Below are 25,016 nucleotides of genomic sequence, written 5' to 3'. Positions count from 1 at the left end.
ACACATGAACGCAAGTGAAATTATAAGATATATCAGTGAATCAGAAAAGAAGACGCCAGTCAGGGTGTACCTGAAATGGAAAGAAGGGGCTGCAAAGGAAGCATTTCAGGGATGCAGGCGCTTTGGCGCAGGTGATGAAATCATCTTTGGGGACTGGAAGGACGTAGCGCCGGTGCTTTCGGCAGCAAAGGATAAGATTGACGATGTGGTCGTGGAAAACGACTGCCGCAACAGCGCCATTCCGCTGCTGGATATGAAGGAGATACCGGCCCGTATCGAACCGGGCGCTGTGATCAGAGAGCAGGTAGAGATTGGAAAAAATGCGGTCATCATGATGGGGGCGCTGATCAACATCGGGGCGTCTATCGGTGAAAATACAATGATCGATATGGGCGCCATTCTGGGTGGCAGAGCTACTGTCGGCAAGAACTGCCACATCGGCGCCGGCAGCGTTTTGGCCGGGGTCATAGAGCCGGCCAGTGCAGTGCCTGTCGTTATTGAAGATGATGTGATGATCGGAGCCAATTCCGTGGTCATTGAAGGCGTGCGAGTGGCAAAGGGCAGCGTCGTCGCAGCCGGGTCGGTGGTCACCTGCGACGTTCCCGCCGGCGCAGTGGTTGCAGGGGTACCGGCAAGGGTGCTGAAGATGAAGGATGAGGGTACTGTAGGGAAGACAGAGATTGTGGATGCTCTGAGAAAGCTGTAGACCTCATGAACATGACGACTTTAATCAAAGAACCGCTGCAGCGCTTAAGCGGCAGCGGTATCAGGGAATTTGCGCAGTTGGCGCAGAAAAGAGAGGGCTGTATCAGTCTGACCTTGGGGGAACCGGACTTCAACACACCTGATGACATCAAAGGAGCGCTGAAGCGCGCCTTAGACAGCAATCTGACCCATTATGCGCCCAATGCCGGCTACGACAGCCTGCGAAAAGCCATCGCCGATTACGAACATCAAAAAGGGGTTTTTTATAAATCAAATGAAGTCATTGTCACAATCGGAGCGACGGAAGCACTCTTTGATGCGCTCTTTGCAGTTATTGAGCCGGGAGATGAGGTTATCGTGCCGGTACCTGCTTTCAGTCTGTACGAGTCCATCATAACCATGTGCGGCGGAAAAACGGTGCGTCTGGATACCAGGGAAAGCGGATTTCAGATTGAAGAGGAACAGCTGCGGACCGCCTATTCGACCCGCACAAAAGCGGTCATCCTCAATTCACCCAACAACCCGACGGGCACAGTCTATACGGAGGAGACCCTTACCTGTCTCCATGAATTTTTCAAAGACAAACCGGTGTTTATCATCTGCGATGAGGTATACAGCCAACTGGCTTTTGGTACTCACCGGTCTCTGGCTTCCTGTGAGGATTTGAAAGCACAGCTCATCGTGGTGCAGAGCTTTTCCAAACCCTATGCCATGACCGGCTTCCGCGCCGGTTATCTGTTGGCAGACCGACCGGTTGTAGCGATACTTGAAAAGGTGCACCAATATAATGTAGTTTCCATTCCCTCTTTTGTGCAGGCCGCCTGTGAAGCAGCTCTGGCCTTTGACTATTCGACCATGCGGGAATCATATCAGCGTCGTACCGACTATGTCTGCAGGCGGCTTTCTGAGATGGGGCTGGCGGTGACACCGCCAGATGGAGGATTCTATGTCTTTCCCTCCATCGCAGGGCTTGGTATGACGTCGGATGCCTTCTGCCGGAGGCTGATTGCAGAGGCAGGACTGGCGCTGACTCCGGGCAGCTGCTTCGGCGGAGAAGGCCATGTTAGGATTTCCTGCTGCTACGCACAGGAGGTGCTGGAAGAAGGCATGAACCGGCTGGAACGATTTGTGAGGAGCAGAGGAGCGTTTTGATGTCCTATGGGCCCGCACTGCTCTTTTGCGTTACTCTGCCTCGTGAAGCCGCTCGACGATGGATTTGCTCTGCGCCATTTTGATGGCTATGGCAGAGACGATGAGCGGCAGAAGGATGACAAACAGGGAGTAGCCCGCACCGTAGAGCAGAGGGTAGTTCCAGTACAGATATCCTACGCCGGTCTCTCTCAGAGCCCAGATGATCAGCCAGCCCAATGCGCCTCCCAGAGTCAGAGAAAAGAGAATGTTATATAGCGCTAAAATCAGCCCTTCTCCCTGGATCATCTTGATCAGTTGACCTTTGCCCATGCCGATGGACTGCAGCATGGCGAACTCCTGCCGCCTGGACATGACGCTGGTGACGATGGTATTGATCAGGTTGATGACGCTGAAGAGGATGATAAAGGCGCTGAGCCCTAGAAATAAGGTGGTCAGCCTGCCTGTAATCTGCTCATCCTCTTTAATCTGCTGGCGCAGGGTATCGAGGGACAGTTTGTCGTTTGCATCAACCAGGCGGGTAAGCTGAGCGGTGACTTGCTTTTCTGCAGCGGGCCAGTCGGTATCCACCAGCAGTACGCGATTATAATTGAAGCCTTCCTTCACCATGTGCTTTATGGTGTCTTCGGGAACGACAAAGAACCCGGCCAGACTGACGATTCGATAGGCATCGTCGTCATTATAGATACCTTTGTCAAGTTCTCCTGCGATGGTGAAGGTGTCCGTGCGCTTTTCCTTTCCATCAAACCAGGTGATGTCGATGGGTGCGCCTATTTTAAAGGGCTTTCCCAGCACCTTCTCGGCGGTGTCATTTGAGAGAACATAGATTTTCTTTTCCTTTACCGCCAGATCATAATCTGCCTTTTGTCCATCTGCAAGATACTTGTTGATGGATTTCGTCTCTTCTCTGGTAAAGGGTACGAAGCCGTCGCTGCGTTGGTTATTCTCATATCTGTAATCGACGTGGATTTTCTTCTGACTGATCACTTTCTTTACGCCATCGATGGCTTCGATCTTTTTGACCAGAGCATCGTCCAGAGGGTTGTTTTTCTGCACCCCGGTCAGACCTTCGGCATTGGCATTGATCGTATTTTCTGAAATCCAGATCTGATATTCGCTGTACCTGTTGAAGCCCTGTTTCGAAAAGTCCAGCTTGTCAAAGGAGGAAAGGAAGGTTGCACCCGCCATAAAGACGATGCCGCTGATACAGAGAGAGAATACCGTGACGATGAACTTCCTGCGATCTCTTTTGATTCCCATTCTTGCCAGGTTGAATGGCGTGATTTTCCGGTGAAGGACTGCGGACTGCCCTTTGATCTTTGTGTATCCGCTGGCTTTTGCTGCTTCAATGGGTGAGATGGAGGCAGCAATCTTAGCCGGCTTTCTGACAGAGATCATAATGGTAAAAAAGTCTGCTGCCAGCGTGACGGCGGCTACGCTGATGGTATTGATCCAGAGCCAGCCCTCCGGCGCCATGAACCAGCCGAACAAAGTTCCCAGAAGCAGGCCGATGGGCGCGCCGATGAGGAACATGGTCATGCCCTCTCTTTTGACGAGTTTCTTGAGCTGTCTCGGCGTAGCGCCAAGGGTGCGCAGCTGGCCGAACTGACGGATGCGGCTCATGACCGAGATATAGAAGATGCTGTAGATGACCACGATGCTGACAAAGAGAATGAAGAGGGCTATGATAACGACAGTCATAATTTCCTGGGTATTCATCACCAGTGAAGTGGTGAACTTGGCATTTTCATTGATATTGGCTCTGTCAACGCCGTAGTCTGCGCCGATATCCGTGATGGTTTCCAAGAAATCATCTTCACTCATCATCTTGGCGCCGTCGATTTTTGCACCTAAAGTATAGGGCAGATCTTTCAGCCAAGGTCCCTTTTCGGCGTAAGCTTTAGAAAACAGGATAGGATATATACGGGATGACGAACCGCTGTCACAAAATCCACTGACGCGGAAATTCTCTGTATCGCCGTCAAAGTTCTGCAGTTCCAAGACAGTTCCGAGTTTCGCCGCCTTGCCGATTTGCTTCATATACGTCTGATCGACTGCGATTTCGTTCAGCTTTTCGGGGTAGCTTCCCTCTATCACCTTTTGGGAAGCGATCGTGCTTTCGGCTTGCTGTATATAAAGAGGCTGAATGGTGTAATCATCCACTCCGACACGGGTGCCAGATTTTAAAATCAAAGAATCTGCAATTCGTTCATCGGACTGCAGATGTTCAGCCTGTCTGTTACTCAAATTTTGATAGAGGACGTGCTGCATCGTGTCCAACTGGTTCTTGTCTGCCTGCCTGACGCCGAAGACGAAGAGAGCGAGTCCGCTGATCAATGCGACTGAGAGGATGATGGTCAATAAGGTAAAGGTATTGCGCATCTTGGCGCTTTTCAAGCTCCGTGCCGCTAATTTTTTGATCAGGCCGTTGTTATTGTTTTTGTTTAATATGTCTTTCATCCTGTCCGCCTCCTTACTGCACGATTGTGCCGTCTTCAATGCGGACGATGCGGTCGGCAAGCTGGGCGATTTCGTTGTTGTGGGTGATCATGACGATGGTTTGGTTGAACCGCCTGCTGGTGCTTTGCAGAAGACCGAGTACATCAGCGCTGGTCTTGCTGTCCAGGTTGCCAGTCGGCTCGTCTGCCAAAATCAGAGAAGGTTTTGTGATCAAAGCTCTGGCGATGGCTACGCGCTGCTGCTGGCCCCCTGACAGATTGCTGGGCATTTCGGACAGCTTTTCGGTCAGTCCCAACAGGGAGATGACTTCGTCGCAGTAGGCTTTATCGACTTCATCGCCGTCTAAATCGACGGGCACGACAATGTTTTCGTAGACATTGAGGATGGGAATTAGATTGTAGTTTTGGAATACAAATCCGATATTGCGTCTCCTGAATATAGTCAATTCCTCGTCATTCATCTGGGATAAATTCTGCCCGCTGACAATCACGTCACCTGCTGTGGGCACGTCCAGGCCGCCGCACATGTGGAGCAGAGTGGATTTGCCAGAACCTGACGTGCCGACGACGGCTGTGAACTCTCCCTCTGCTACGGAAAAATCCACACCGTCCAGGGCCCTGGTGATGTTCGGCTCCATGCCGTAATACTTTTTTAGATTTTTTGTCTGTAGGATATTCATAAACAATACCACCTTTCTTTTGATGGCCTCATTATAAAAGGAAAATCTCGCAGAATTATCACGCAATCCTTAAGAAATTAAAAATTTTTTGGCAGATAGACGGAAAAGGCGGCGCCTTCGCCAGGCTGGGAGCTGACGACGATATAACCGGACTGTAGCGTGATGATTTTTCTTGCCACGTAAAGACCGATGCCGATGCCGTCCACGTCGTGGACATCTTCTTCGCGGTAAAATCGCTTCCAGATATCAGCCTGATGACATTCGGCAATGCCCTTGCCTGTATCGGAGATTTCTATTTTGACGTACATCTCCTGATCGAGGACTTTTACCGTGATGCACCCGCCTTCTTCTGTATATTTGACGGCGTTGTCCAAAATGTTAAAGAGGGCTTCACCAGTCCATTTCCGATCATGAGAGACGGCCAGGTTTTCTGGGCAGTCCACGGTTACGCGGATGCGCTTGTTTTCTGCAGAGAAAAGAATGCCGCCTAGGGCAGAAGCCAGGGTGTCGTAGAGCGGCTGCATCGTCTTTTTCAAAGCGATGACGCCGGTTTCCAGCCGCGAAGTTTTGATCATAGACTGCATCAGAAAGTCCAGCTTGTCCAACTGGCCGTCAGCGGTTTTGAGAAATTCTCGTTGCTGTTCGCAGGACATTTCGTTGTCGAGAAGAGTGGAGTTGATCATCTTCAAGTTTGCAATCGGCGTTTTGACTTGATGAGAAATGTCGGATACCAGTTCTTGCAGCTGTGTTCGCTCCTCGGCCATGCGGGCCTGACTGCTGGTGATGATTTTATGCAGTTTTACCATTCGATGATGGACTTTGTCAGATAACGTGTCTTGATATTTGAGTGCATCTGCTTCCAGGCGGCCAGCGAGAAGTTCGTCCAGCTGCCTGATGATATCGTCTGCAAATTGAACAAAATGTCTGCGGAGCAGGATGATCGTCAGCCCGCTGGTCAGGAAATAGGCGATTGCAGCAAATAAATAACTCATTTTTTGAGACCTCCGATCCACATGTATCCCATCCCGTACACCGTCTTGATATATTGTCCGCCGCTCTTCTCAAGCTTGCTGCGGATTCGGCTGATGGCAGAAGTCAGTGCATGCTCATCAACAAAGTTTTCATTGACGTCCCAGAGCTTTTCCAGCAAAACCTGCCGGGTCAGTACGATGCCCGAATTGGCAGTCATGAGTCTGAGTATGCGATATTCTGTAGCGGTAAAAGTAATGGGGATGCCTGACAATGTGGCACTCGTTTCGGAAAAGTTGATGTACAAAACGCCATCGTCATAGATTTCATCAGTGGCGCGATGCGGATTTTTGCGCAACAGGATTTCGATTTTTTTCTGTAAGACGCTGATCGGAAAAGGTTTTGTCACATAATCGTCAGCGCCCAGTTCAAAGCCGCTCAGCATGTCCTCTTCCATGTCCCGGGCTGTCAGAAAGATGACGGCAGGCGCAGGATTTGCCGCCTTGATTCTGCGGCAGAGGTCAAAGCCGCTGCCATCGGGCAGATTGACGTCCAATACGACCAGATCAAAATGGGCGGCGCCGGCTTCTTTGACCGCCGCTCCTGCGGTATTGGCAGAGTGGACCTGGTAACCCGAATTCCTCAAGTTGTAGCATAGTGTTTTATTTAAAATCAGGTCGTCTTCGACCACTAAGATTTTTTTCATGGCAAAGTCTCCTTTGGGGATAGTATACCATGTGCATTCCATTGGAAATAGAATCGCAGCACATGATTCAATGAACGCTTCTCTGCGACAACGTCGTAAGATTGTGGAACTATTATACCATGACGATACCTCTGAAAATAGAATCGAACGTCATGATTCAATGGTTCCTACCTTACGGCAACGTATGCTTCGCATACTCCTCCGCTCACGTTGTTCGCTGCGCTGTCCGTTTTGCCTGGCCACTCGCTACGCTTGCGGGGCAAAAAGGCAACGCCGCACAGATTGTGGAACTATTATACCATAAAAATATCTCAGAATTCTCGCTGAGCAAAAAGAAACAGATGTGTTGCTGGCAGCCTCTCGGCAAAGAGCTGAGTTGTCAGTTTTCGCAGTCCGCAACCAGCCAGTATTGAAAAAATGTTTGCGACATTTTTTCTGAGAGAAGAGAATGCGGACTATCTGGATGTGTGAAAGGTCCTCTGTGGATAGAGTCTGTATAATGGTGTAAATTAAAAAAATAGAGCACATATCTATTAAATCGGTTAAAATGTTAATAACGACAAAAACAAAACCGGAGGTAATAGATATGGCTCAGATTAATTTTACACTAGAATACGATTTTTTGGTAGGGCTTTTTAAAGATTCGAAGGAAGAGGCCTTTGCAAAAATCATGGAGGAAATCCTGAACCAGACCCTGCTGGCCGAATCAAGGCAGCAGCTGGGCGCTGAGCGCTATGAACGCAGCGACGGACGCAGTGATTACAGGAACGGGAGCCGTATACGAAGCCTTACGACAAGGATCGGGAAGATCCAGCTGGAAGTGCCCAGGCACAGGGACCTCCCCTTCAAAACGGTCCTTTTTGACCAGTACAAGCGGAATGAGCAGGGCCTGATCCTTTCCATGATGGAGATGGTGGTCCAGGGTGTCTCGACGCGCAACGTGCAGAAGATAACCCAGCAGCTGTGCGGCGAATCCTTCTCAAAATCAGCCGTCTCGGAAATGTGCCGGGAGCTTGACGGGCCAGTGAAGAAATTCCGTGACAGGCCCCTTGGCACCAGCTGCCCGTTCGTCATGGCGGATGCAATCTACATAAAGGTGCGGGAGGAACAGCGCATCGTTTCCAAGGCGGTGCTCATCGCAGTGGGGATCAATCCGGGCGGCCGCAAGGAGGTCCTGGGATTTGACGTATGCGGGGCGGAGACGGAAGGGACATGGAGGGACTTCTTCACAGGGCTGAAGGACAGGGGCCTGTCGGGGGTGGACATGGTGGTCTCCGATGCGCACAAGGGGCTGCGGAAGGCTGCCGGGGAAAGCTTCGAGGGGAGCACGTGGCAGAGGTGCCAGGTCCATTTCCTACGCAGCCTGATGGACGCCACGCCAAAGAAATACCAGCAGGGCCTGTCAAGCGAGCTGCGCGAGATGTTCACCGCACCCAGCATAAAGATGGCACGCGGGAAGAGGGACTCGATCATTGCAGATTATGCGGATGTGGCAGGAAAGGCAGTGGAGCTGCTGAGCGAGGGCTTCGAGGACGCGATGGCGGTGATGAACCTCCCCAGCAAATACAGGGTTTCACTGAGGACGAGCAACATCATCGAGAGGGAGAACCGGGAGATACGCAGGAGGGAGAAGGTCATCGGGATCTTCCCGAATCGTGAGTCTGCCCTCAGGCTGATAGGCGCCGTCCTGCTTGACGACCACAATGACTGGTCATCATCGCAGAAGCTCTTTGATATGACGGAGTATTATGAAATGAAGAAGCTTACAGCCCGATAAGCTGTAGTGTTGTTAACTTCGCAGGCGGCAAATGCCGCCTGCATATACCGATATTAATTTACACACAAATTTGGACTTGACTTCCTCTGTGCCATGTTTTCCTGGTTTACAACCCGCCACCTGCGCAGATTATCAAATCTGAGTGCAAAAGTGCCATGTTTCTTCGATTTTCAGAAATTTACATGCGCAACATTTGGAAGTTTTTGTAAAATTATCGGATTTTGCCCGGTTTTGCAAAGGGAGTCGCGCAAGTATCTCTGCCTTATTCCGCCTGAACATGGTGGAAAAGCTTTCAAAATCTGCTTGGTGCGCAAGTCGCTTTGGAATATAATCCCCTAACATGGCGGGCTGCCATATCCGACCAATCAGATGCTTCAGCCACAGAAGAAATCGCGCATTGTTCAGAAAATTTTCAAAGTATACAAACCTGTCTATTGACTTATAGAGTCAGTTTGCTATAATTAGTATCGTACAATGTTAACAATTTAACAAGGCGAGGGTACGGAGGCACTCCAAAGGCTTACGTCGTGGCAGAGAATATCTTCGCATGCCAGCAGGCTCTGATTTGCAAACAGGGCAGAATGGAAGAGCCTGGATGGAAGAATGCTCATCGCAATGATTGCCTAAAAAGAGGAACCGTATCTGGAAAATTTGGGAATGTGTACTGTGCGGGCACCAGACGGATATCCCAAGAAATGCGCTTAGAAGCCTAAATTTCAATGTATACATGGAATTTACATTGACTTTTATGCACGATTTGTTATAATTATAACTAATCGCCGTTAACAATTTAACCAATAAGAAAGGAAACCACTATTATGGGTATTTATGATGAGTACAAGGCCAAGCTGTGCACAGCGGAGGAAGCTGTCAAGCTTGTGAAAGATGGGGATTGGGTAGATTACAGTCAGACTTGTTCCTTCCCGGCAGCGCTGGATGCAGCCTTAGCCGCCAGGAAAGATGAACTGAGAGACGTCAAGGTGAGACATGCGATTTCTATGAAGCCTGTTCAAGTCGTAGAACAGGATCCTGAAGGGGAAGCATTTACATATAATCTATGGCATTTTTCGGGGTTGGACCGCAAATACGCTGCTATGGGTAACACTTACTACGAGCCGATGCTGTTCAGAAACTGCGGTTCCTATTACACCAGAGGCTTTGCAAAGGTCAACGTGGCGATGATCACTGTTTCACCGATGGACCGCCAGGGTAACTTTAACTACGGACTGACCAACTGCTGCATGCAGGAGATGCTGGAAAGCGCAGAGCACATCATTTTGGAAGTCAATGAGAATATGCCGACGATCTTTGGAACACAGGCTGACCATATCCATATTTCACAAGTGGACCACGTAGTAGAAAACAACTGCCCGATTGGCATCGCACCGGCTGCGCCTGCCAGCGATATTGACAAGAAGATTTCGGAATACATCTTTCCGTACCTGGAAGACGGTATCACGCTGCAGCTCGGAATCGGCGGCATGCCTAACGCTCTGGGCACATTGATTGCAGATTCCGACCTGAAGGACCTGGGTATGCACACCGAGTTGATGTCCGATGGATATCTGAAGCTGTATCAATCCGGCAAGATGACTGACAGGAAAAAAGAACTGAACACTGGCAAGGGAATCTTCTCCATCTGTAACGGTTCCACAGAACTCTATGAGTTCCTGGATCACAACCAGAATATCTTATCAGCGCCGATGCACTATGTCAACGATCCATGTACCATCAGACAGTTTAAGAAATTCATTTCGATCAACAGCTGCATCGCAATGGACCTCTATGGACAGGTGTGCTCAGAGACCGCAGGAACCCGCCACATCAGCGGCACGGGCGGACAGCTAGACTTTGTTACGGGCGCATATATGTCCGAACAGGGCAAGGCCTTCCTGGCAATGCCTTCTGTGCACAAAAACAAAGACGGCAGCATGTCGTCCAACATCATCGGAAAGTTTACGGGCGGAGATGTCATCACGACGCCGAGAACCCAGGCGCCATACATGGTAACGGAGTATGGTGTAGCCTGCTTGTCCGGACTGACCGCATGGGAGAGAGCAGAAGCGCTCATCAACATTGCCCATCCTGATTTCAGCGACGAGCTGATTAAAGCCGCAGAAGAACAGAATATCTGGCGCAAGAGCAACAAGAGATAATATTTCCGAACAAAGAAAGCTGCCCGGCAACGGACAGCTTTTGTTTTGGCTATTGTTCTTCTGCCCACTTACAAATTAAGACGCGCGCCACGCCCGCTATGGGTACTGCCAGCACCATCCACAGCAGGCCGCCAAAGTATCCCGCTATGGAAACAGCAATTAGAACAAAGAGCGGATGCAATCCAGTTGATTTGCCGATGATACGCGGATAGATGAAGTTGCATTCCACTTGCTGCACGGCAAACAAAGCAATGGCTGCCAGTATGGCCTTCGAAATACCGCCGTCCGCCATGCCGGCCAACACTGCGGGAATGATGCCGATGATGGGCCCAAAATAGGGGATCACGTTGGCGATTCCGGCAAAGCAGCCGATAAACACCGCAAAATCGATGCCGATGGAGGCCAGAGCCAGGGAAGATAAGAAGGCGACAATGACAGAATCGACAAAGACGCCCCGCAGGAACGCTGATATGACATCGTTTATTTCAAAGAGAATCTCTCTGACCACCCCATGTACTTTCTGCCCCAGAAGCAAGTGCATGGCTTTATTCATCAGACGTAAGAAAAACTCCTTGTCCTTCAGCAGATAGATTCCGGCAATCATACCGATGAGGAATTTTACTGCCCCGCCGCCAAAGCTTTGGAGAAGATGGCTGATGTTAGGGCCTTCGATGGAAAAACCGAAGAGTTCGTTGAGCACACCTTTGTACTCATTATAATAGACTTGCAGTGAAGAGATGGCTTCCTGCAGAGAGCCTGTTGCCATCTTGCCAGCAATAATATCGGCAAATCCCCAGATCAAAAAAGCGACGGCCGTAATTACGGCCAGATAAGAGACGATGACGCAGAGGAATCTCTTCCCTCCAAATTTTTTCTCCAGATAGTCAACAAAAGGATTTAAGATATATGCAATGGTAATGCCTACACAGAGCGGTACTAATGCATGTCGCAATAAAAAGATGACCAGTAGTAAAACTAAGATAATCAGAATTTTTAACATAGTTGCCAGAACCTCCTGGAAATAGTATGATATAAATAGTGAAAAATTATTGAAAGAATAGGAACGAATTTGATGAAAAAATGTGAACTATTGGTTCCGGCAGGCGGAGAGAGACAATTTATTGCTGCGGTAGAAAACGGAGCGGACGCCGTCTATGTGGGCGGAAAATTGTTTAACGCTCGTATTAACGCGGGAAATTTTGATGATAAAGAATTGACAGATGCTGTGGACTTTGCCCATAAAAGAGGTGTAAAAGTTTATGTGACCATGAATACCCTAATTGCCGATGATGAGATGAAAAAGGCGTTAGAGTATGTCTTGTTTCTCTACGAAATCGGCGTGGATGCCTTAATCGTACAGGACGTAGGGCTGGGAGCCGTGATCAGAGAAAACCTGCCTGATTTTCCTCTGCACTTATCAACCCAGGGTTCCGTCTACGATCTTCGCGGCGTCCAAATGGCAGGACGTTTGGGCTACGAGAGAGTTGTTTTGGCCAGAGAACTGTCTTTTGGGGAAATAAAAGAGATATGCCAGAATACGGAAGTAGAGATAGAAGTTTTTGTTCACGGAGCGCTCTGTATCTGCTATTCGGGACAGTGTCAGATGAGCCGTTATTTTGGAGGCAGGAGCGGAAACAGAGGAGAGTGTGCCCAACCCTGCCGGCTGCCGTATAAGAGCTTTGATGAAGACAGCAGATTGGTCAAGATCTTTCAACACCCTCTCAGCCCCAAAGACCTATGCTTGATCGATCATATCGGCGAACTGGCTGAGGCAGGCGTGGCTTCGCTGAAAATTGAAGGGCGCATGAAATCACCGGAGTATGTAGCCATTGTCACCTCCATCTACAGGAAGTATTTGGATCAGTTTTATGTGAAGGGCAGTTATACCGTCACGGCGGAAGATCGAGAGGCATTGGAACAGATTTTCAATCGAGGCGGTTTTACAGAAGGCTACTTTTATGAAAATCCAGGCAAGGAGTTGATGGCAGGAGAGATTCCTAAACATCGCGGCATAAAGATTGGCAAGGTCGTGAAGAAAGTGCAGGGGAGCAGCCTCTTCGATGTCAAATTATATCATAAATTGTCGATAGGCGATGGAGTTGAAATACAGGGGAAGAACGTGACCGGCAATGTGGTCACCTATTATAAAGAACTAAAAAGCGGTCTCACCCGCATCGGTGATATCAAAGGTCACGTAGAGCACGGCGATCCTCTTTACAGGATTTCGTCCAAGGAGCAGCTTGCAGCAGCTAGGAAGACCTTTGAGAACAAAACCTTCAGAGAAGGAAAATATCTTCGCAGAACGCCGGTGGACATGGAGTTTTGTTGTGACGAAGAAGGGTTTGCACAGCTGACGCTGCACAGCGCCCTGACGGACAAAGAAATTACGGTGAAGGAAGGGACTTTTGAAGAAAGCCGAGATCGCGCGATGGATAGCGGGCGGATCGAGAAGGCTTTGCGAAAAACCGGCAACACGCCTTTTGAGGCGAGAACTATTCGCCTTGAGGAAGGTATCGACAGAATTATACAAATATCGGCGATAAACGATATGCGGAGGAGAGCCTTGGAACAGATGGAACAAGCCTTGGTACTGCGGCGCAGCGGAGGGAACTTTTCGGCATATTTTATAAGTGAAGAAAGTCACGGCAATACCCTTGAATTTTACTTTTATGACTGGGAGTCCTTTTGCAATTACGTAATGCCTGACGATCTCAATGCTCTGGATGTGGACAAGGTAGCACTGATTCCGCTGGTCGACTACGAGAAGCATTACGCTGAAATTCCTCGGGAGAAGATGGTGCTGCCGTACATTACCAACATTTCTAAGGGCGAAGAAGACCAGTTTATCGAGGCGCATTTTGATGCGATCTGTGAGCATTATAGGGACCGGGGAATCTATATCGGGAATCTCAGTTGGCTGCAGGCGTTTTTGGCGGCAGGGGTGCCGGTTTATGGGGATTACGGATTGAACATCTGTAACGCTTTTTCACGGGGACTTTACTGCTCTCTGGGACTGAGGCATTGCATGGACAGCCTGGAGATTCTCGATGACGGACTGGGCGCATTTCCTCTGATGATTACGGAACACGAGCTGCAGGGTTCACGTTTGATTGACCGGAAAAAAGAACGGATCAAAATCGTGAGAAGAGATTTCAGCAGCCAGGTAACCTTGATTCCGGAAAGCGAGAATTTGAAGATAAAGAAGATAAAAGACAAAATATCCGAAGGAAAAATGATAATAAGGATATATTGTTAGTAACGTATCGAACGATAATTAGATAATGTGGAAAAAATATAAAAATTTTGGGAGAGGGTGTTGACGAAAGGCCTTCTTCTACGGTAGTATGAAATAGAAATAACGGTTACCGTCGGTAAGGGAATACGATCCGCTGTAGTAGCCGTAATTTTTTGGCAGAATACATTAATACGTTAATTAAATAAAGCGCTGGAATTGAAAAGGAGAATAGAAGTAAAATGGAGAAAGCATGGGAAGGTTTTAGACAGGGCGTATGGGTGGATACGGTCAACGTGGATGATTTTATCAATCTGAATTATACACCTTATGACGGAGATGAAAGTTTTCTTGCAGGACCAACAGCAAGAACTGTGGAATGCAACGAAAAGGTCAAAGAACTCCTTGTAGAGGAACGAAAAGCGGGCGGAACTTTAAAGGTCGATTCGAGCAGAATTATGAGAGTCAATGCCTTTGGCCCGGGATATATTATCGAGGGCAAAGATTTGATCGTAGGCTTACAGACCGATGAACCGTTAAAGAGAGGTATTTGTCCTTTTGGCGGAATCAAGATGGTGAGAGAAGAACTGGCAGAATTTGGTCAAAAACTACCAGAGGAAATCGACCACATGTTTGATTATATTACTACCCATAACGACGGTGTTTTTAAAGCTTACTCTTCAGAAATGAGACAAGCCCGCCATTTAGGCTATATCACAGGTCTTCCTGATGCTTACGGCAGAGGAAGAATTATCGGCGATTATCGCAGATGTGCCCTCTATGGTATTGATCGATTAATCGAACAAAAGCAGCAGGACCACGACGGAATCTCTTCCCGGCCGATTATGAGTGAAGAAAACATCAGGCTTGCGGAAGAGGTCTCCAATCAAATAGTGGCGCTGAAAGAAATAAAGAAAATGGCCGAGGGATATGGATACGACATTTCCAAGCCTGCAACTGACGTCAGAGAGGCGATTCAGTGGACCTACTTTGCATATCTGGCAGGCATCAAAGAGGAAAATGGAGCCGCCATGTCCATCGGCAGAATTTCCACCTTCCTGGACATCTATGCGGAGCGAGATCTGGCGGAAGGAAGATATACAGAAGAACAGATTCAGGAATTCATAGACGACTTTATCCTGAAGCTGAGAGTCGCCAGACATCTTAGGACTAGTGAATATAACGAACTCTTCGGCGGTGATCCGATGTGGATTACGGAAGGTCTGGCAGGAATGGGCTCTGACGGCAGACACCGTGTAACGAAGAATACTTATAGAGTTTTACATACCCTTTACAACTTAGGTTCCGCACCAGAACCGAATTTAACTGTCCTGTGGGCGAAAGGGCTGCCGGCCGCATTTAAAAAATTCTGTGCGCAGGTATCTATCGACACCGACTCTATTCAATATGAAAATGACGACAAGATGAGACCGCATTATGGCGACGATTATTCTATCGCCTGCTGTGTATCAGCCATTCAGATGGGCCAGCAAATGCAGTTTTTCGGCGCCAGATGTAACTTGGCTAAATGCTTACTCCTCGCAATTAACGGAGGTATAGATGAAAGGACTGGCGAACACGTTGGGCCGCAGATGGAACCCCTGGGCGACGGCCCTCTGGAATATGAAGAGGTATGGAGAAGATACAACATATACCTTGAGTGGCTGTTAAGTATTTACGCCAGAATTATGAATATCATCAACTTTATGCACGACAAATACGACTATGAGAAATCGCAGATGGCATTTCTGGATTCGGAAGTAAAGAGACTGATGGCTTTTGGCGTTGCAGGGCTATCGGTAGCGGCGGACTCGTTGTCAGCAATCAGACATGCGAAGGTGATGCCAATCAGAGACGAGAACGGTATTATTGTCGACTTCAAGACGGAAGGTGAATTCCCAAAATACGGAAATGACGATGACAGAGTTGACAACATCGCCGTGGCGATTACGGAAAAAGCTATCACAGAACTGAGAAAACAGCCAGCTTATCGTAACGCAGTGACGACTCTCTCTGTGCTGACGATTACTTCTAACGTGATGTATGGTAAAAAAACTGGTAATACCCCTGATGGCAGAAGGGCAGGAACGCCATTTGCCCCAGGTGCAAATCCGATGCACTGCAGAGATGAAATGGGCGCAGTCGCGTCTCTTAACTCTGTGGCAAAACTGGATTGGAACACTTGTCAGGACGGCATCTCCAATACCTTCAGCATTACACCGGATTCGCTGGGTAAGGATATGGAGAGCAGGAAGGAGACGCTGGTCAAGCTGCTTGCCGGCTATTTTGGACAGGGCGCGCACCATTTGAACGTGAATGTGCTCAACCGGGAGCTTCTGCTCGATGCCTATGATCATCCTGACAAATATCCGAGCCTGACGATTCGTGTTTCCGGATATGCAGTGCGGTTTAACGCACTGTCCAGAGCACACCAGAAGGAAGTCATCGAGAGAACCTTCCATGAAGCATTATAGGAGCATCGCGTAAAATGGATAAAGGCAGATTACATTCGATAGAAACCTTTGGTGCAGTGGACGGACCAGGTATTCGCACCGTGTTTTTTCTCCAGGGTTGTCCAGCCAGATGTTCTTATTGTCATAATCCAGATACGTGGAATACCGGCGGAGGCAGAGAGGTCAATATTGACGAGATTGTCAGCCGGGCAAAGCGAGGCAAACCCTATTATGGTGAGGACGGTGGTGTAACCTTTTCTGGCGGTGAACCGCTGCTGCAGGGAAAATTTCTGAGAGAAGCGCTCATAGCGCTGAAGGCAGAGGGGATTGGGAGTGCAATCGATACCAGCGGAACTTACTTTGATGAAGATTCAGAGGCGGCTATTGCAGAGGCGGATTTGCTTCTTCTCGATATCAAGCATACCGATGCTGCGGTTTTCAGAGAGCTGACCGGGCGCGGACAAGAACCTCTATTTAAATTGATTGAAGTCATTAACCGTTTGGAAAAACCGATCTGGGTGAGACAGGTCATCGTGCCGGGACTGAATGATACGAAAGCGTATATCGAAGATTTAAATGGCTTTCTGAGCAACATGAAGACGGTTAAGAAAGTAGAATTGCTTGGATATCATAACATGGCTGAAAACAAGTATGAGAAGCTGGGACTCGACTATAGACTGAAGGGGCTGGAGCCAATGAGCAATGAAAAGCTGCGGTCACTGAGTGAGTTGATTATCCAGATTTGAATCTATTCAATGTCTTTATAGCTTTAGATAATATAAACTAAATTATATAAGAGTAGAATTTCATCAGTATGAAATCCTGCTCTTTTTTCATGTACAAAGTAGCTTTTACCTATAAAAATTGACAAGTATTTTAGCATTAACAACATAAAAAAAACACATCAGTAAACTATGTTAATTTAAAGATAAATGTCGTAATATTTAGATAAATGTTGAAATTTAGACAAAAAAGTAACCATGCAAGTCGGACAATAGTATAATTGGTAAATAATTCTGAATATATATTTTGCCACCCATGCAAAAAAACGAAGTTCTTATATGTTGCTATTTACTATGACATTGGGAGCATTCATATTAGTTGAAGGAGTACGTCATGAAAGAATCAAGATACAATATCAGTGTGATATATAACGGTGAACACTTGATGTTTAACAGCCGAACGATAGCCACTGCTGCCTTGGATAGACCAGCATTAGACATATTGGATACAGTTCGGCAAGGAAATGAGGTGAAAGAGACTGATCTGGTGAAGGAAATGAAAAGAGTAGGCTTTTTAGTGGATGACGCTACCGATGAATTACAGCAGCTTGAAATGAATTATAACTTGGGGAAATACGAAAAAAGTGGGTTGGGATTGGTTATAGCGCCAACTATGGCTTGCAACTTTGCATGTCCATATTGTTTTGAAGGCACACAGAAGGGCATTATGTCAAAGGAACTTCAAAAAAAAATCATTTCTATGGCGTCAAATTTTGCAAAGAACGGTCAAAACATAAATATCACTTGGTTTGGTGGTGAACCACTTTTAGCAAAGAAAACTATTTACAGTATGTCAGAGCAGTTGATAGAAATCTGTCTAAAGGAAAACGTAGATTATGAAGCCGGGATGGTTACAAATGGTTATCTCTTGGATGAAGAAACTGTTCAGAAGTTAAGAGAATATAAAGTAACCTTTATACAGATTACTTTGGATGGACTCCCGAAGACACATAACCAGAAGCGGAAGTTGATAAATAACAGCGGTGAACCAACCTTTGACCGCATTGTAGAAAATATACTTCTTGTAAAGAGTCAAGGAATTTGTACATCGATTCGAATAAATGTAGATAAGGAAACGGAAGGTGAACTGGAACAGCTTTTGGAACTGATGATGGAAAAAAAACTCGGGGAGAACCTTTACTTAGGTCATGTGGAGGCAAATACAGATTGCAGCAAAGAGTGTTCTGAAAACTGCCTGAGTGCAGAAGAATTTGCCCGTACTTATGTAAATTATGAAAAATTGCTGTTTTCAAAGAAGATGCAAACGGACTATCCTGCGCCAACTCGCATAAATTGCGGTGCCGACTATCTTTACTCTTTTGTCATAGATGCGGGTGGAGACATGTATAAATGCCTGAATGATATCGGTATCAAGAAAAACAGTATCGGAAATATAGAAGACTTGGAGGATTTTAGTCAGTTAACACAAAATCCAAATCGAAACTATACCAAATACATGACTTGGTCTCCTTTTGACTTCAAAAAATGTAGAGAATGCAATATTCTGCCGATTTGCATGGGTGGCTGCCAATATAACGGACGAGAAGCGGGTGAACCAATTTGTGAAAGCTGGAAATATGAGATAGAGGAATACATCAAGCTGAAGTGCGATGCTTTTGGGTAACGATAGTACAAATTGTATTATAAGTTTTGAAGAAAGGAGGAACACACAATGAAGATGATCGTAGAGCCAGCTGTAATTGATGGAAAAATGGCTGTTTGTTTAAAGCGTGATCCATCGCCTTGTAGACATAAGTGCACAGTGTATTAAAGTTGTAACATGAAGGCGGGGCAGTGTATAGACTCACTTATAATTCATACGCTGCCCTTTGCTTTTAAAAGTTGATGAAGATATAATAAAGATGACCATAGAAAAGTAGTAATCAACGAGATAATGGCCTTTTGTTTAGAGCGTGCACCGCCTAGCTATAGGCCTTTGCAAAGTACAGTAGAGTTGTAATATGAAAGTGGGTCAGTGTATGAACTATATCAAATTTATACACCGATTCATGCTTAATAAATAGAGAGTATGACATTATGAAATTACGTGGTAGTGGAACATTTATGCAAGCGCTGAAACGTACACATCAGATTGCCAAAGAATATGATGAAACTATGAGTGGGTATTTAGTTTTACTCATTATTTATGCCGGAGTTACGTTTTTGTTACCCTTAATTACAGTACATGTGATTGATGCTTTGGTGGATGCGGGTGATTTGTCCCGGTTCTTTAAGCTCGCTTTGTTGTTTTTTGTTATTAACATAACCAAAGCAGTCCTGCGTGCAATCATCAATATTTATACATCAAAGAGGGAGTTTCAATACGCAAAAAAATTAGAAAAGATTACAATGGATCTCTTTTTTGAGAAAAAGGGAGAATTCTATATTAAAAACAAAACCGGCGATATGATGGAAGTGATTATGGAGGATAATATGGAAGTAGCCTCTTTTACTTATCAGGTGTACAGAACAGTTGCGGACTTAACGACATCAGTGGCGATTCTTGCTATTCTGACTTATCTACAGTGGGATTTAGTGTTGATTCTGTTGATATTCATTCCCTTTATTCTTCTTGTTCAAAATAACTTGGAATGGAAATTAGATGATCATTATACTAAGCTACGGGAAGAAATGGCACGAGAGAATTCATTGACAGAAGAATTCGTTTCCAATGCGGCGCTAATTGCTTCTCACGGCATCAAGGAAAAGTGCAGGACAAAATATGGACAGATGTTAAAGAATTTGTCAATGACGTATAAGAAGATTGTGACCTTATCCCATGTCAGTTATGGTGTACTGGAAGGATTCATTATTCTTTCCATCGCAGCGGCTATGGCATATGAAGGATATAAAATATTTAAGGGAATGGCAACCATTGGCGTATTGGTGGCCTTTATTCAGTATTCGGATTTTTTGATTGAGCCTGGTAGAATTGTTGCAGCGTTACGAGTTCAGGGAAATAAACTGATGCCGTCACTCCGTCGAATTGATAAGATTTATTGTGCTGTGGATATACAGGATAGACAGAAGACGCCTGTATTTGAGCAATTTGATATTGAGTTTCATAATATGGGGTTTTCTTACCCAACAGGTAAGAAAATATTTGATAGGGTGCAGGTTAAGATGAAATCGGGTAAAACACATGTTATTGTCGGCGCAAGCGGTCAAGGTAAAACAACGATGATTCATCTGATCACTGGTCTTTGGGATACCACGGAAGGATCGCTCTCGATCGGAGGACATATTCTCGAAGATATCAATCTAGATTATTTGAGGAAACATATTTCCTTAGTATCTCAGGATAACCTGTTTTTCAATGAAACCATTAGGGATAATTTGGCTGAGGAACAGAACCAATATACTGACGAAGAACTTTTTTCAGCACTGAAAAAAGCTGGAATGTTAGAAGAAGTCATGGAAATGCCTTGTAAACTGGACACCGAACTGGGGGATAGAGGTTACACGCTTTCTGGCGGACAACGGCAGCGATTGGCTATTGCTAGAGCATTGCTGAAAGACGCACCGATTATCATCTTTGATGAACCGACTTCTGCTCTAGATGAAGAAACGGAACGAATTATCTTTGATACCATCAGAGAGCTGAAGAATAAAACTATTCTTGTCATCACTCATAGAAAAAGTCTGATGGGAATTGGGGATTACATGTACCAAATTATTGACCAGAATATTCAGCTAGTTTAATTTTTGAGGAGGGAAAGATGAGTAAAAGGAAACAAAGTGAGGAACCTTGGAATCCAAATCTATTTTTATCCAGTCAATTCAGAATCCATGAAGAAGTGTTTTACCTCCCGGTGAGAAATGAATATATGATGCTTTCTTCAGGCGTCAATCATCTTCCCATACCGACAATATGGAAGGAGACCATGCAGAAGGAAATTGAAGAGAATTTTTTGTATCAACAGTATACCTCTTTGGATGGATTTCAGACGGTGAAGTATGCGGCCATTCTCTATGAGCGGTTCCTGTATTCAAGAGGAGATATATTTCTCAAAGCAGACCTTGACGTCAGTATGACAATTGGTGCAAGCCAGGCAGCAGACCTTGCCCTTGCCTACCTTCATTCGATCAGTAAGGAAAAGCTGCTTCTGGTTGGGATGACTTACCCTCTTTATATGACTCTTGGGACGCAATATGGTTATCAGCTTCAAGAAAGTCGGTCTGCTCTGTCTGATAGAGATATGCCTACAGTAAGTGAATTGAAGGAGGATATTGAACAATTTAAACCCGATGTTCTCGTATTTTCCTATCCGTGTAATCCATCTGGTGAAAAATACACAGATGGAGAACTTGATGAGATTATGCAAATATTACATCAAAAAGGAATATACTGTATCTTTGATTGCGTTTGTAATATTATCATGTCCGAAAAAGAGGTGACTGCGCCAGAACCGTCCATTCTAAAAAACAGAATGCTGGAAAAGAGCATTATTGTAACATCTTTTTCTAAAACTGAAAGTGTTCCCGGTTTCAGAATCGGTTATATCGCGGGCTGCTACGATCTGATGCAGTTTGTTAGATTGAAGCAAGTCAGTATCATGAATCCTCCCAATACGCCAACAATTGCTGTATGGCTTACATTGCTCTTTCGCTGCTTGTATTTGAGTGAACAATATGGGCGGACAGAGAAGGAGTGTAAAAGACTCATTTGCTGCTTTAAGCGAATTTTTTTCTCCACCACAGTGTTATGTTCTCAAGTCATCAGAGACTATGTATTAGAATTAATGGATCAGCACCTTTTGAATGAATATGAGAAATACAAAGAAGAAATGCTTGCACAGGGAAAAATTTTTGCTTCTAATAAGGAGTATGTAGAAAGAAAATTATTCCCTTTTTTATATGAATCCACCCAGATGGACGGTGGTTTTAACTACTTAGTGAAGCTAAAGCCATGCTGTCACATTAGCGAACTGGAGTTTTGCAAAGATCTTCTTCAGAAAACCGGGATCGCAGTATTCACTGAATCGGGATTTGCACTAAAAAAGGCAAATGAAAATGATTACTGGCTAAGGATATCCCTAGCTGCCCCAATTGAATTGTTCCGAAAGACAATTGATAGACTTTATCTTTATTTATCAGAATTAGAAACCTAACGACAATTGTACTTTGGAAAAAATGAATAAGTGAAATCCCTATTAAATAAAAATAGAGTGACAGAATTCTGCCACTCTATTTTTATTCATTTATCATCTATTTGTTAAGCATCCATATTTTGCAAAGCATCCGTATTGTCTTTTTGTCTTCACTCCAGAATTTTTTCATATTCTTCGTCGCTCGTCTTCTCCATTGAGATTCCTGTGAATCTATAGAAGATGAATATGAGCGAATTTAGCCGACATAGGATAGCATAGGGTCAATATCTGCCTGCACCCCACTGAGATACGCTGAGAAAGGTGCTCATGGTAACACCGCAGGTGCTTCATGGCTCCAGATTGGGTATGAGCGTTCCGGAGTCCTCTAGGCATCAGAACAGATTCTTCGGAGCCGGTCTTCTATCTTCGTAAGCTTTCTCTGCAGTAATCCAAAAAGAACATGTAGACAGGGAGATGATACTGCAAAGGATGCAGCTGGCCATCAGAAGAATGGGAGGTTTAGGCTTATCAAATCATAATAAATCATGGCTGGTATGACGGCGTCTGATATCCAGGTGCCAACCAAAGAACCTACTGCAAATAGAATCGGCATAGTTTGCATGGAGCGGTTAATAGAAGACTGGATGCCGGATTCCGTAAATAATCACTTATCGGGAATTTCTGCAATAAAGAGTAAGAAACAGGATGCATAAAAAATGCATCCTGTTTTTATAGATTTTATTCTATTCTCAATGATTTTTAGTGCTAAGCTTCCAAAGCTGCAAGAGCTTCTTCTTTTTCTTTTTCTCTTTCTTCCAGAATCTTTTCATATTCTTCTTCGCTCATCTTGGTCATGGTAATTCCTGTGAAACCGAAGATGACAGAAACAACTGGATTCAACCAGTTCAAAATGGCATACGGTATGTATCCGCTTCCTACACCAAGGAAATCTCTCATGGTAGCTCCGCAGGTGTTCCAAGGGAAGAAGTTGGATGTGATGGTTCCGGAGTCTTCCAGACATCTGGACAGGTTCTTTGGAGCCAATCTCATATCTTCGAATGCTTCTTTGAACATTCTGCCAGGCAGTACGAGTGCTAAGTACTGGTCGCAGCAGATAGCGTTTACAAAGATGCAGCTGAATTCTGTTGCCAGTACGAGTCCGCCTCTGCCTTTAGCAACCTTCAAGAGAAGATTTGCGAAGGATCCCATGATACCAGTGCAGTCTACGATACCGCCAAAGCACATAGCACAGAGAATGATGGAGATGGTCCAGAACATTTTCTGCATACCATCGTGACCGAGAAGTCCTGATAATTCTTCGATGATTGCGGAAGCACCTTCAGGTACATTACCCATGTGGATACCGTTGTTCATGATATTGAAAACGTTATTAACTAAACTATCACCATCCAAAGCAGTCTCGATATACGGTCTGTTCCAAAACATGAACGGTACACCGATGAACACCCCGCCGAGCAGTGCTGGCAGTGCTGGTAGTTTCAGAGCAACTGCTGCAATTACGAATACCGGCGGAATCAGAGTCAAAACACTGATGTTAGAAGAACGTTCGATAAACTGTGTAATTTCTGTCAGGGTACTCATGTCAACCTCTTTGTCAGACGAATACATGAATCCCATTACTGTGTATGCGACTAGCGCAATAATCAGTGATGTACCAGTGGTGTAGATCATGTGCTTGATGTGGTCGAACAGGTTGGAACCTGCCATAGCAGGTGCCAGATTTGTTGTATCTGATAATGGAGACATCTTGTCTCCGAAGTATGCGCCAGATACGACAGCTCCTGCGGTCATAGCCGTAGGGAATCCTAAAGCGGTACCTACGCCAATGAGGGCAACACCCATAGAGCCTGCTGTGGACCAGGATGAACCTGTCGCCAGAGATACGATGGAGCACAAGATGCAAGCTGTAACCAAGAAAACAGCAGGGCTGATAACCTTGATGCCATAGTACATCATGGAAGGAATGGTACCTGCAGCCATCCATGAACAAATCATACACCCTACGATTGCCAGAATCAGGCAGGCCTGCATAGATCTGTTGATCGCTGCCAGAATACCTTTTTCAAGATAGGCCCATTTCCAACCATTTAAAACTGCAATAATACCTGCAACGCAAGCAGCTAAGATAAGTGCAATATGAGGTTCTCCGCCTCTGTCAACTAAAATGGACCACATTAGTAATCCAACCATTGCTAAGATGACAACGAAACATTGCCATAAAGGAATCTTTCTACCCATAATAAGTCCTCCTTAATAAAATTAAGTAAAATAAAATAAAATCCGTGCTTTCCCAAGCACATCTTAATTATATTTGCTAAATTCAAATTTGTCAAGGTTATGTGAATTTTCTGTCACCTCATAATCACAGGACTTTCATACAATAAAACGTGAAAATGCAAAAGGGGTAAAATCGTTGAAAAATAAGGAATCTTATTTTTCGGACATGACTGACTGACAGCAAAAAATAAAAAAAATAAGAAATTCATATATAATGTAGGAAACATGCAAATAATATTTTTCTATTTTTTATTGAATTGTTCTATTGACAAAGGGTGTGTTAGATGGTAAACTAGTCAAGCTGTCTGAGAGAGACGGTCAGTGCAAATATCCACACCGGAAAGCGGTGAAAAAGGATATTAAAAAGGCACTTGACAGAGTAAGGAAAAGATGGTAGAATAATCAAGCTGTCAGAGAGAGGCGGCAGGCACATGCAGGAAGCTGCAGAAAAAAGTGCTTGACAGAGCGGATCCAAGGTGATATAATAATCAAGCTGTCTTACGGAAGGCAAGCTGATGACGGACATCACGGACAGCGGCAGCAGCCTCACAGGGGCTGCC

17 protein-coding genes are annotated in these 25,016 nt (G+C 45.7%); 10 read left to right on the top strand and 7 right to left on the bottom strand.

Annotated elements, in window-relative coordinates; genetic code table 11:
• Positions 1-4: 4 nt before the first annotated feature.
• Both dapD and BN6539_RS00425 read left to right on the top strand, forming a co-directional pair.
• The gene (gene dapD, locus BN6539_RS00430; protein ID WP_067532309.1) at positions 5-706 is read left to right on the top strand and encodes a 2,3,4,5-tetrahydropyridine-2,6-dicarboxylate N-acetyltransferase; all 702 of its coding nucleotides are present in this window, start codon (positions 5-7) and stop codon (positions 704-706) included.
• Between the two features lie 11 nt (positions 707-717).
• A complete protein-coding gene (locus BN6539_RS00425; protein ID WP_067532746.1) occupies positions 718-1,857 on the top strand; it encodes a pyridoxal phosphate-dependent aminotransferase in 1,140 nt (379 codons plus the stop codon).
• A gap of 30 nt (positions 1,858-1,887) precedes the next feature.
• Here the strand turns inward: BN6539_RS00425 and BN6539_RS00420 are convergent, their stop codons facing one another.
• The 4 genes from BN6539_RS00420 to BN6539_RS00405 all read right to left on the bottom strand — a co-directional run bounded on the left by BN6539_RS00420 (position 1,888) and on the right by BN6539_RS00405 (position 6,668).
• The gene (locus BN6539_RS00420; RefSeq protein WP_067532306.1) at positions 1,888-4,314 is read right to left on the bottom strand and encodes an ABC transporter permease; all 2,427 of its coding nucleotides are present in this window, start codon (positions 4,312-4,314) and stop codon (positions 1,888-1,890) included.
• Positions 4,315-4,327: 13 nt separating this feature from the next.
• Positions 4,328-4,993: an ABC transporter ATP-binding protein gene (locus BN6539_RS00415; RefSeq protein WP_067532303.1), complete on the bottom strand. Its 666-nt coding sequence runs from the start codon at positions 4,991-4,993 to the stop codon at positions 4,328-4,330.
• A gap of 77 nt (positions 4,994-5,070) precedes the next feature.
• Complete coding sequence (locus BN6539_RS00410; protein WP_067532302.1) at positions 5,071-5,985, bottom strand: sensor histidine kinase; 915 nt, start codon at positions 5,983-5,985, stop codon at positions 5,071-5,073.
• The gene (locus tag BN6539_RS00405) at positions 5,982-6,668 is read right to left on the bottom strand and encodes a response regulator transcription factor (RefSeq protein ID WP_067532300.1); all 687 of its coding nucleotides are present in this window, start codon (positions 6,666-6,668) and stop codon (positions 5,982-5,984) included. The genes BN6539_RS00410 and BN6539_RS00405 overlap by 4 nt, the downstream gene beginning before the upstream one ends.
• A gap of 547 nt (positions 6,669-7,215) precedes the next feature.
• Between BN6539_RS00405 and BN6539_RS00395 the strand changes: the two genes are divergently transcribed.
• Both BN6539_RS00395 and BN6539_RS00385 read left to right on the top strand, forming a co-directional pair.
• On the top strand, positions 7,216-8,445 hold the full coding sequence (locus BN6539_RS00395) for an IS256 family transposase (RefSeq protein WP_242869357.1): 1,230 nt from the start codon (positions 7,216-7,218) through the stop codon (positions 8,443-8,445).
• Between the two features lie 818 nt (positions 8,446-9,263).
• Positions 9,264-10,601, top strand: coding sequence for an acetyl-CoA hydrolase/transferase family protein (locus tag BN6539_RS00385; protein WP_067532282.1), 1,338 nt, complete (start codon positions 9,264-9,266; stop codon positions 10,599-10,601).
• 49 nt (positions 10,602-10,650) lie between these two features.
• Here the strand turns inward: BN6539_RS00385 and BN6539_RS00380 are convergent, their stop codons facing one another.
• Positions 10,651-11,601, bottom strand: coding sequence for an AI-2E family transporter (locus tag BN6539_RS00380; protein WP_067532277.1), 951 nt, complete (start codon positions 11,599-11,601; stop codon positions 10,651-10,653).
• 72 nt (positions 11,602-11,673) lie between these two features.
• On the opposite strand from BN6539_RS00380, the gene BN6539_RS00375 reads away from it, so the two are divergent.
• The 6 genes from BN6539_RS00375 (at position 11,674) to BN6539_RS00350 (ending at position 22,179) form a co-directional block, all read left to right on the top strand.
• Entirely contained in the window at positions 11,674-13,857 is a 2,184-nt protein-coding gene (locus tag BN6539_RS00375; RefSeq protein WP_067532274.1) for a peptidase U32 family protein, read from the top strand.
• 218 nt (positions 13,858-14,075) lie between these two features.
• Positions 14,076-16,307, top strand: coding sequence for a formate C-acetyltransferase (gene pflB / locus BN6539_RS00370; RefSeq protein WP_067532271.1), 2,232 nt, complete (start codon positions 14,076-14,078; stop codon positions 16,305-16,307).
• Positions 16,308-16,321: 14 nt separating this feature from the next.
• Complete coding sequence (pflA, locus tag BN6539_RS00365; RefSeq protein ID WP_067532269.1) at positions 16,322-17,032, top strand: pyruvate formate-lyase-activating protein; 711 nt, start codon at positions 16,322-16,324, stop codon at positions 17,030-17,032.
• 370 nt (positions 17,033-17,402) lie between these two features.
• Positions 17,403-18,692, top strand: coding sequence for a radical SAM/SPASM domain-containing protein (locus BN6539_RS00360; protein ID WP_067532266.1), 1,290 nt, complete (start codon positions 17,403-17,405; stop codon positions 18,690-18,692).
• A 413-nt stretch (positions 18,693-19,105) separates the two neighbouring features.
• Positions 19,106-20,770, top strand: coding sequence for an ABC transporter ATP-binding protein (locus tag BN6539_RS00355; protein WP_082907273.1), 1,665 nt, complete (start codon positions 19,106-19,108; stop codon positions 20,768-20,770).
• A 17-nt stretch (positions 20,771-20,787) separates the two neighbouring features.
• On the top strand, positions 20,788-22,179 hold the full coding sequence (locus BN6539_RS00350; protein WP_067532264.1) for a pyridoxal phosphate-dependent aminotransferase: 1,392 nt from the start codon (positions 20,788-20,790) through the stop codon (positions 22,177-22,179).
• Between the two features lie 744 nt (positions 22,180-22,923).
• On the opposite strand, the gene nhaC is transcribed toward BN6539_RS00350, so the two are convergent.
• Both nhaC and BN6539_RS22685 read right to left on the bottom strand, forming a co-directional pair.
• Positions 22,924-24,417 carry a Na+/H+ antiporter NhaC gene (gene nhaC / locus BN6539_RS00345; protein ID WP_067532263.1) on the bottom strand — a complete coding sequence of 498 codons (1,494 nt, stop codon included), beginning with the start codon at positions 24,415-24,417 and terminating at the stop codon, positions 22,924-22,926.
• Between the two features lie 331 nt (positions 24,418-24,748).
• On the bottom strand, positions 24,749-25,016 hold a 268-nt coding region (locus BN6539_RS22685; protein WP_207645064.1), incomplete at its 5' end, for a hypothetical protein.

This window comes from Emergencia timonensis (assembly GCF_900086585.1).
In the GTDB taxonomy this organism is placed as follows: Bacteria; Bacillota; Clostridia; order Peptostreptococcales; family Anaerovoracaceae; genus Senimuribacter; species Senimuribacter timonensis.
Note: the sequence above shows the minus strand (reverse complement) of the source record. Positions and strands in the feature narration are given on the sequence as shown.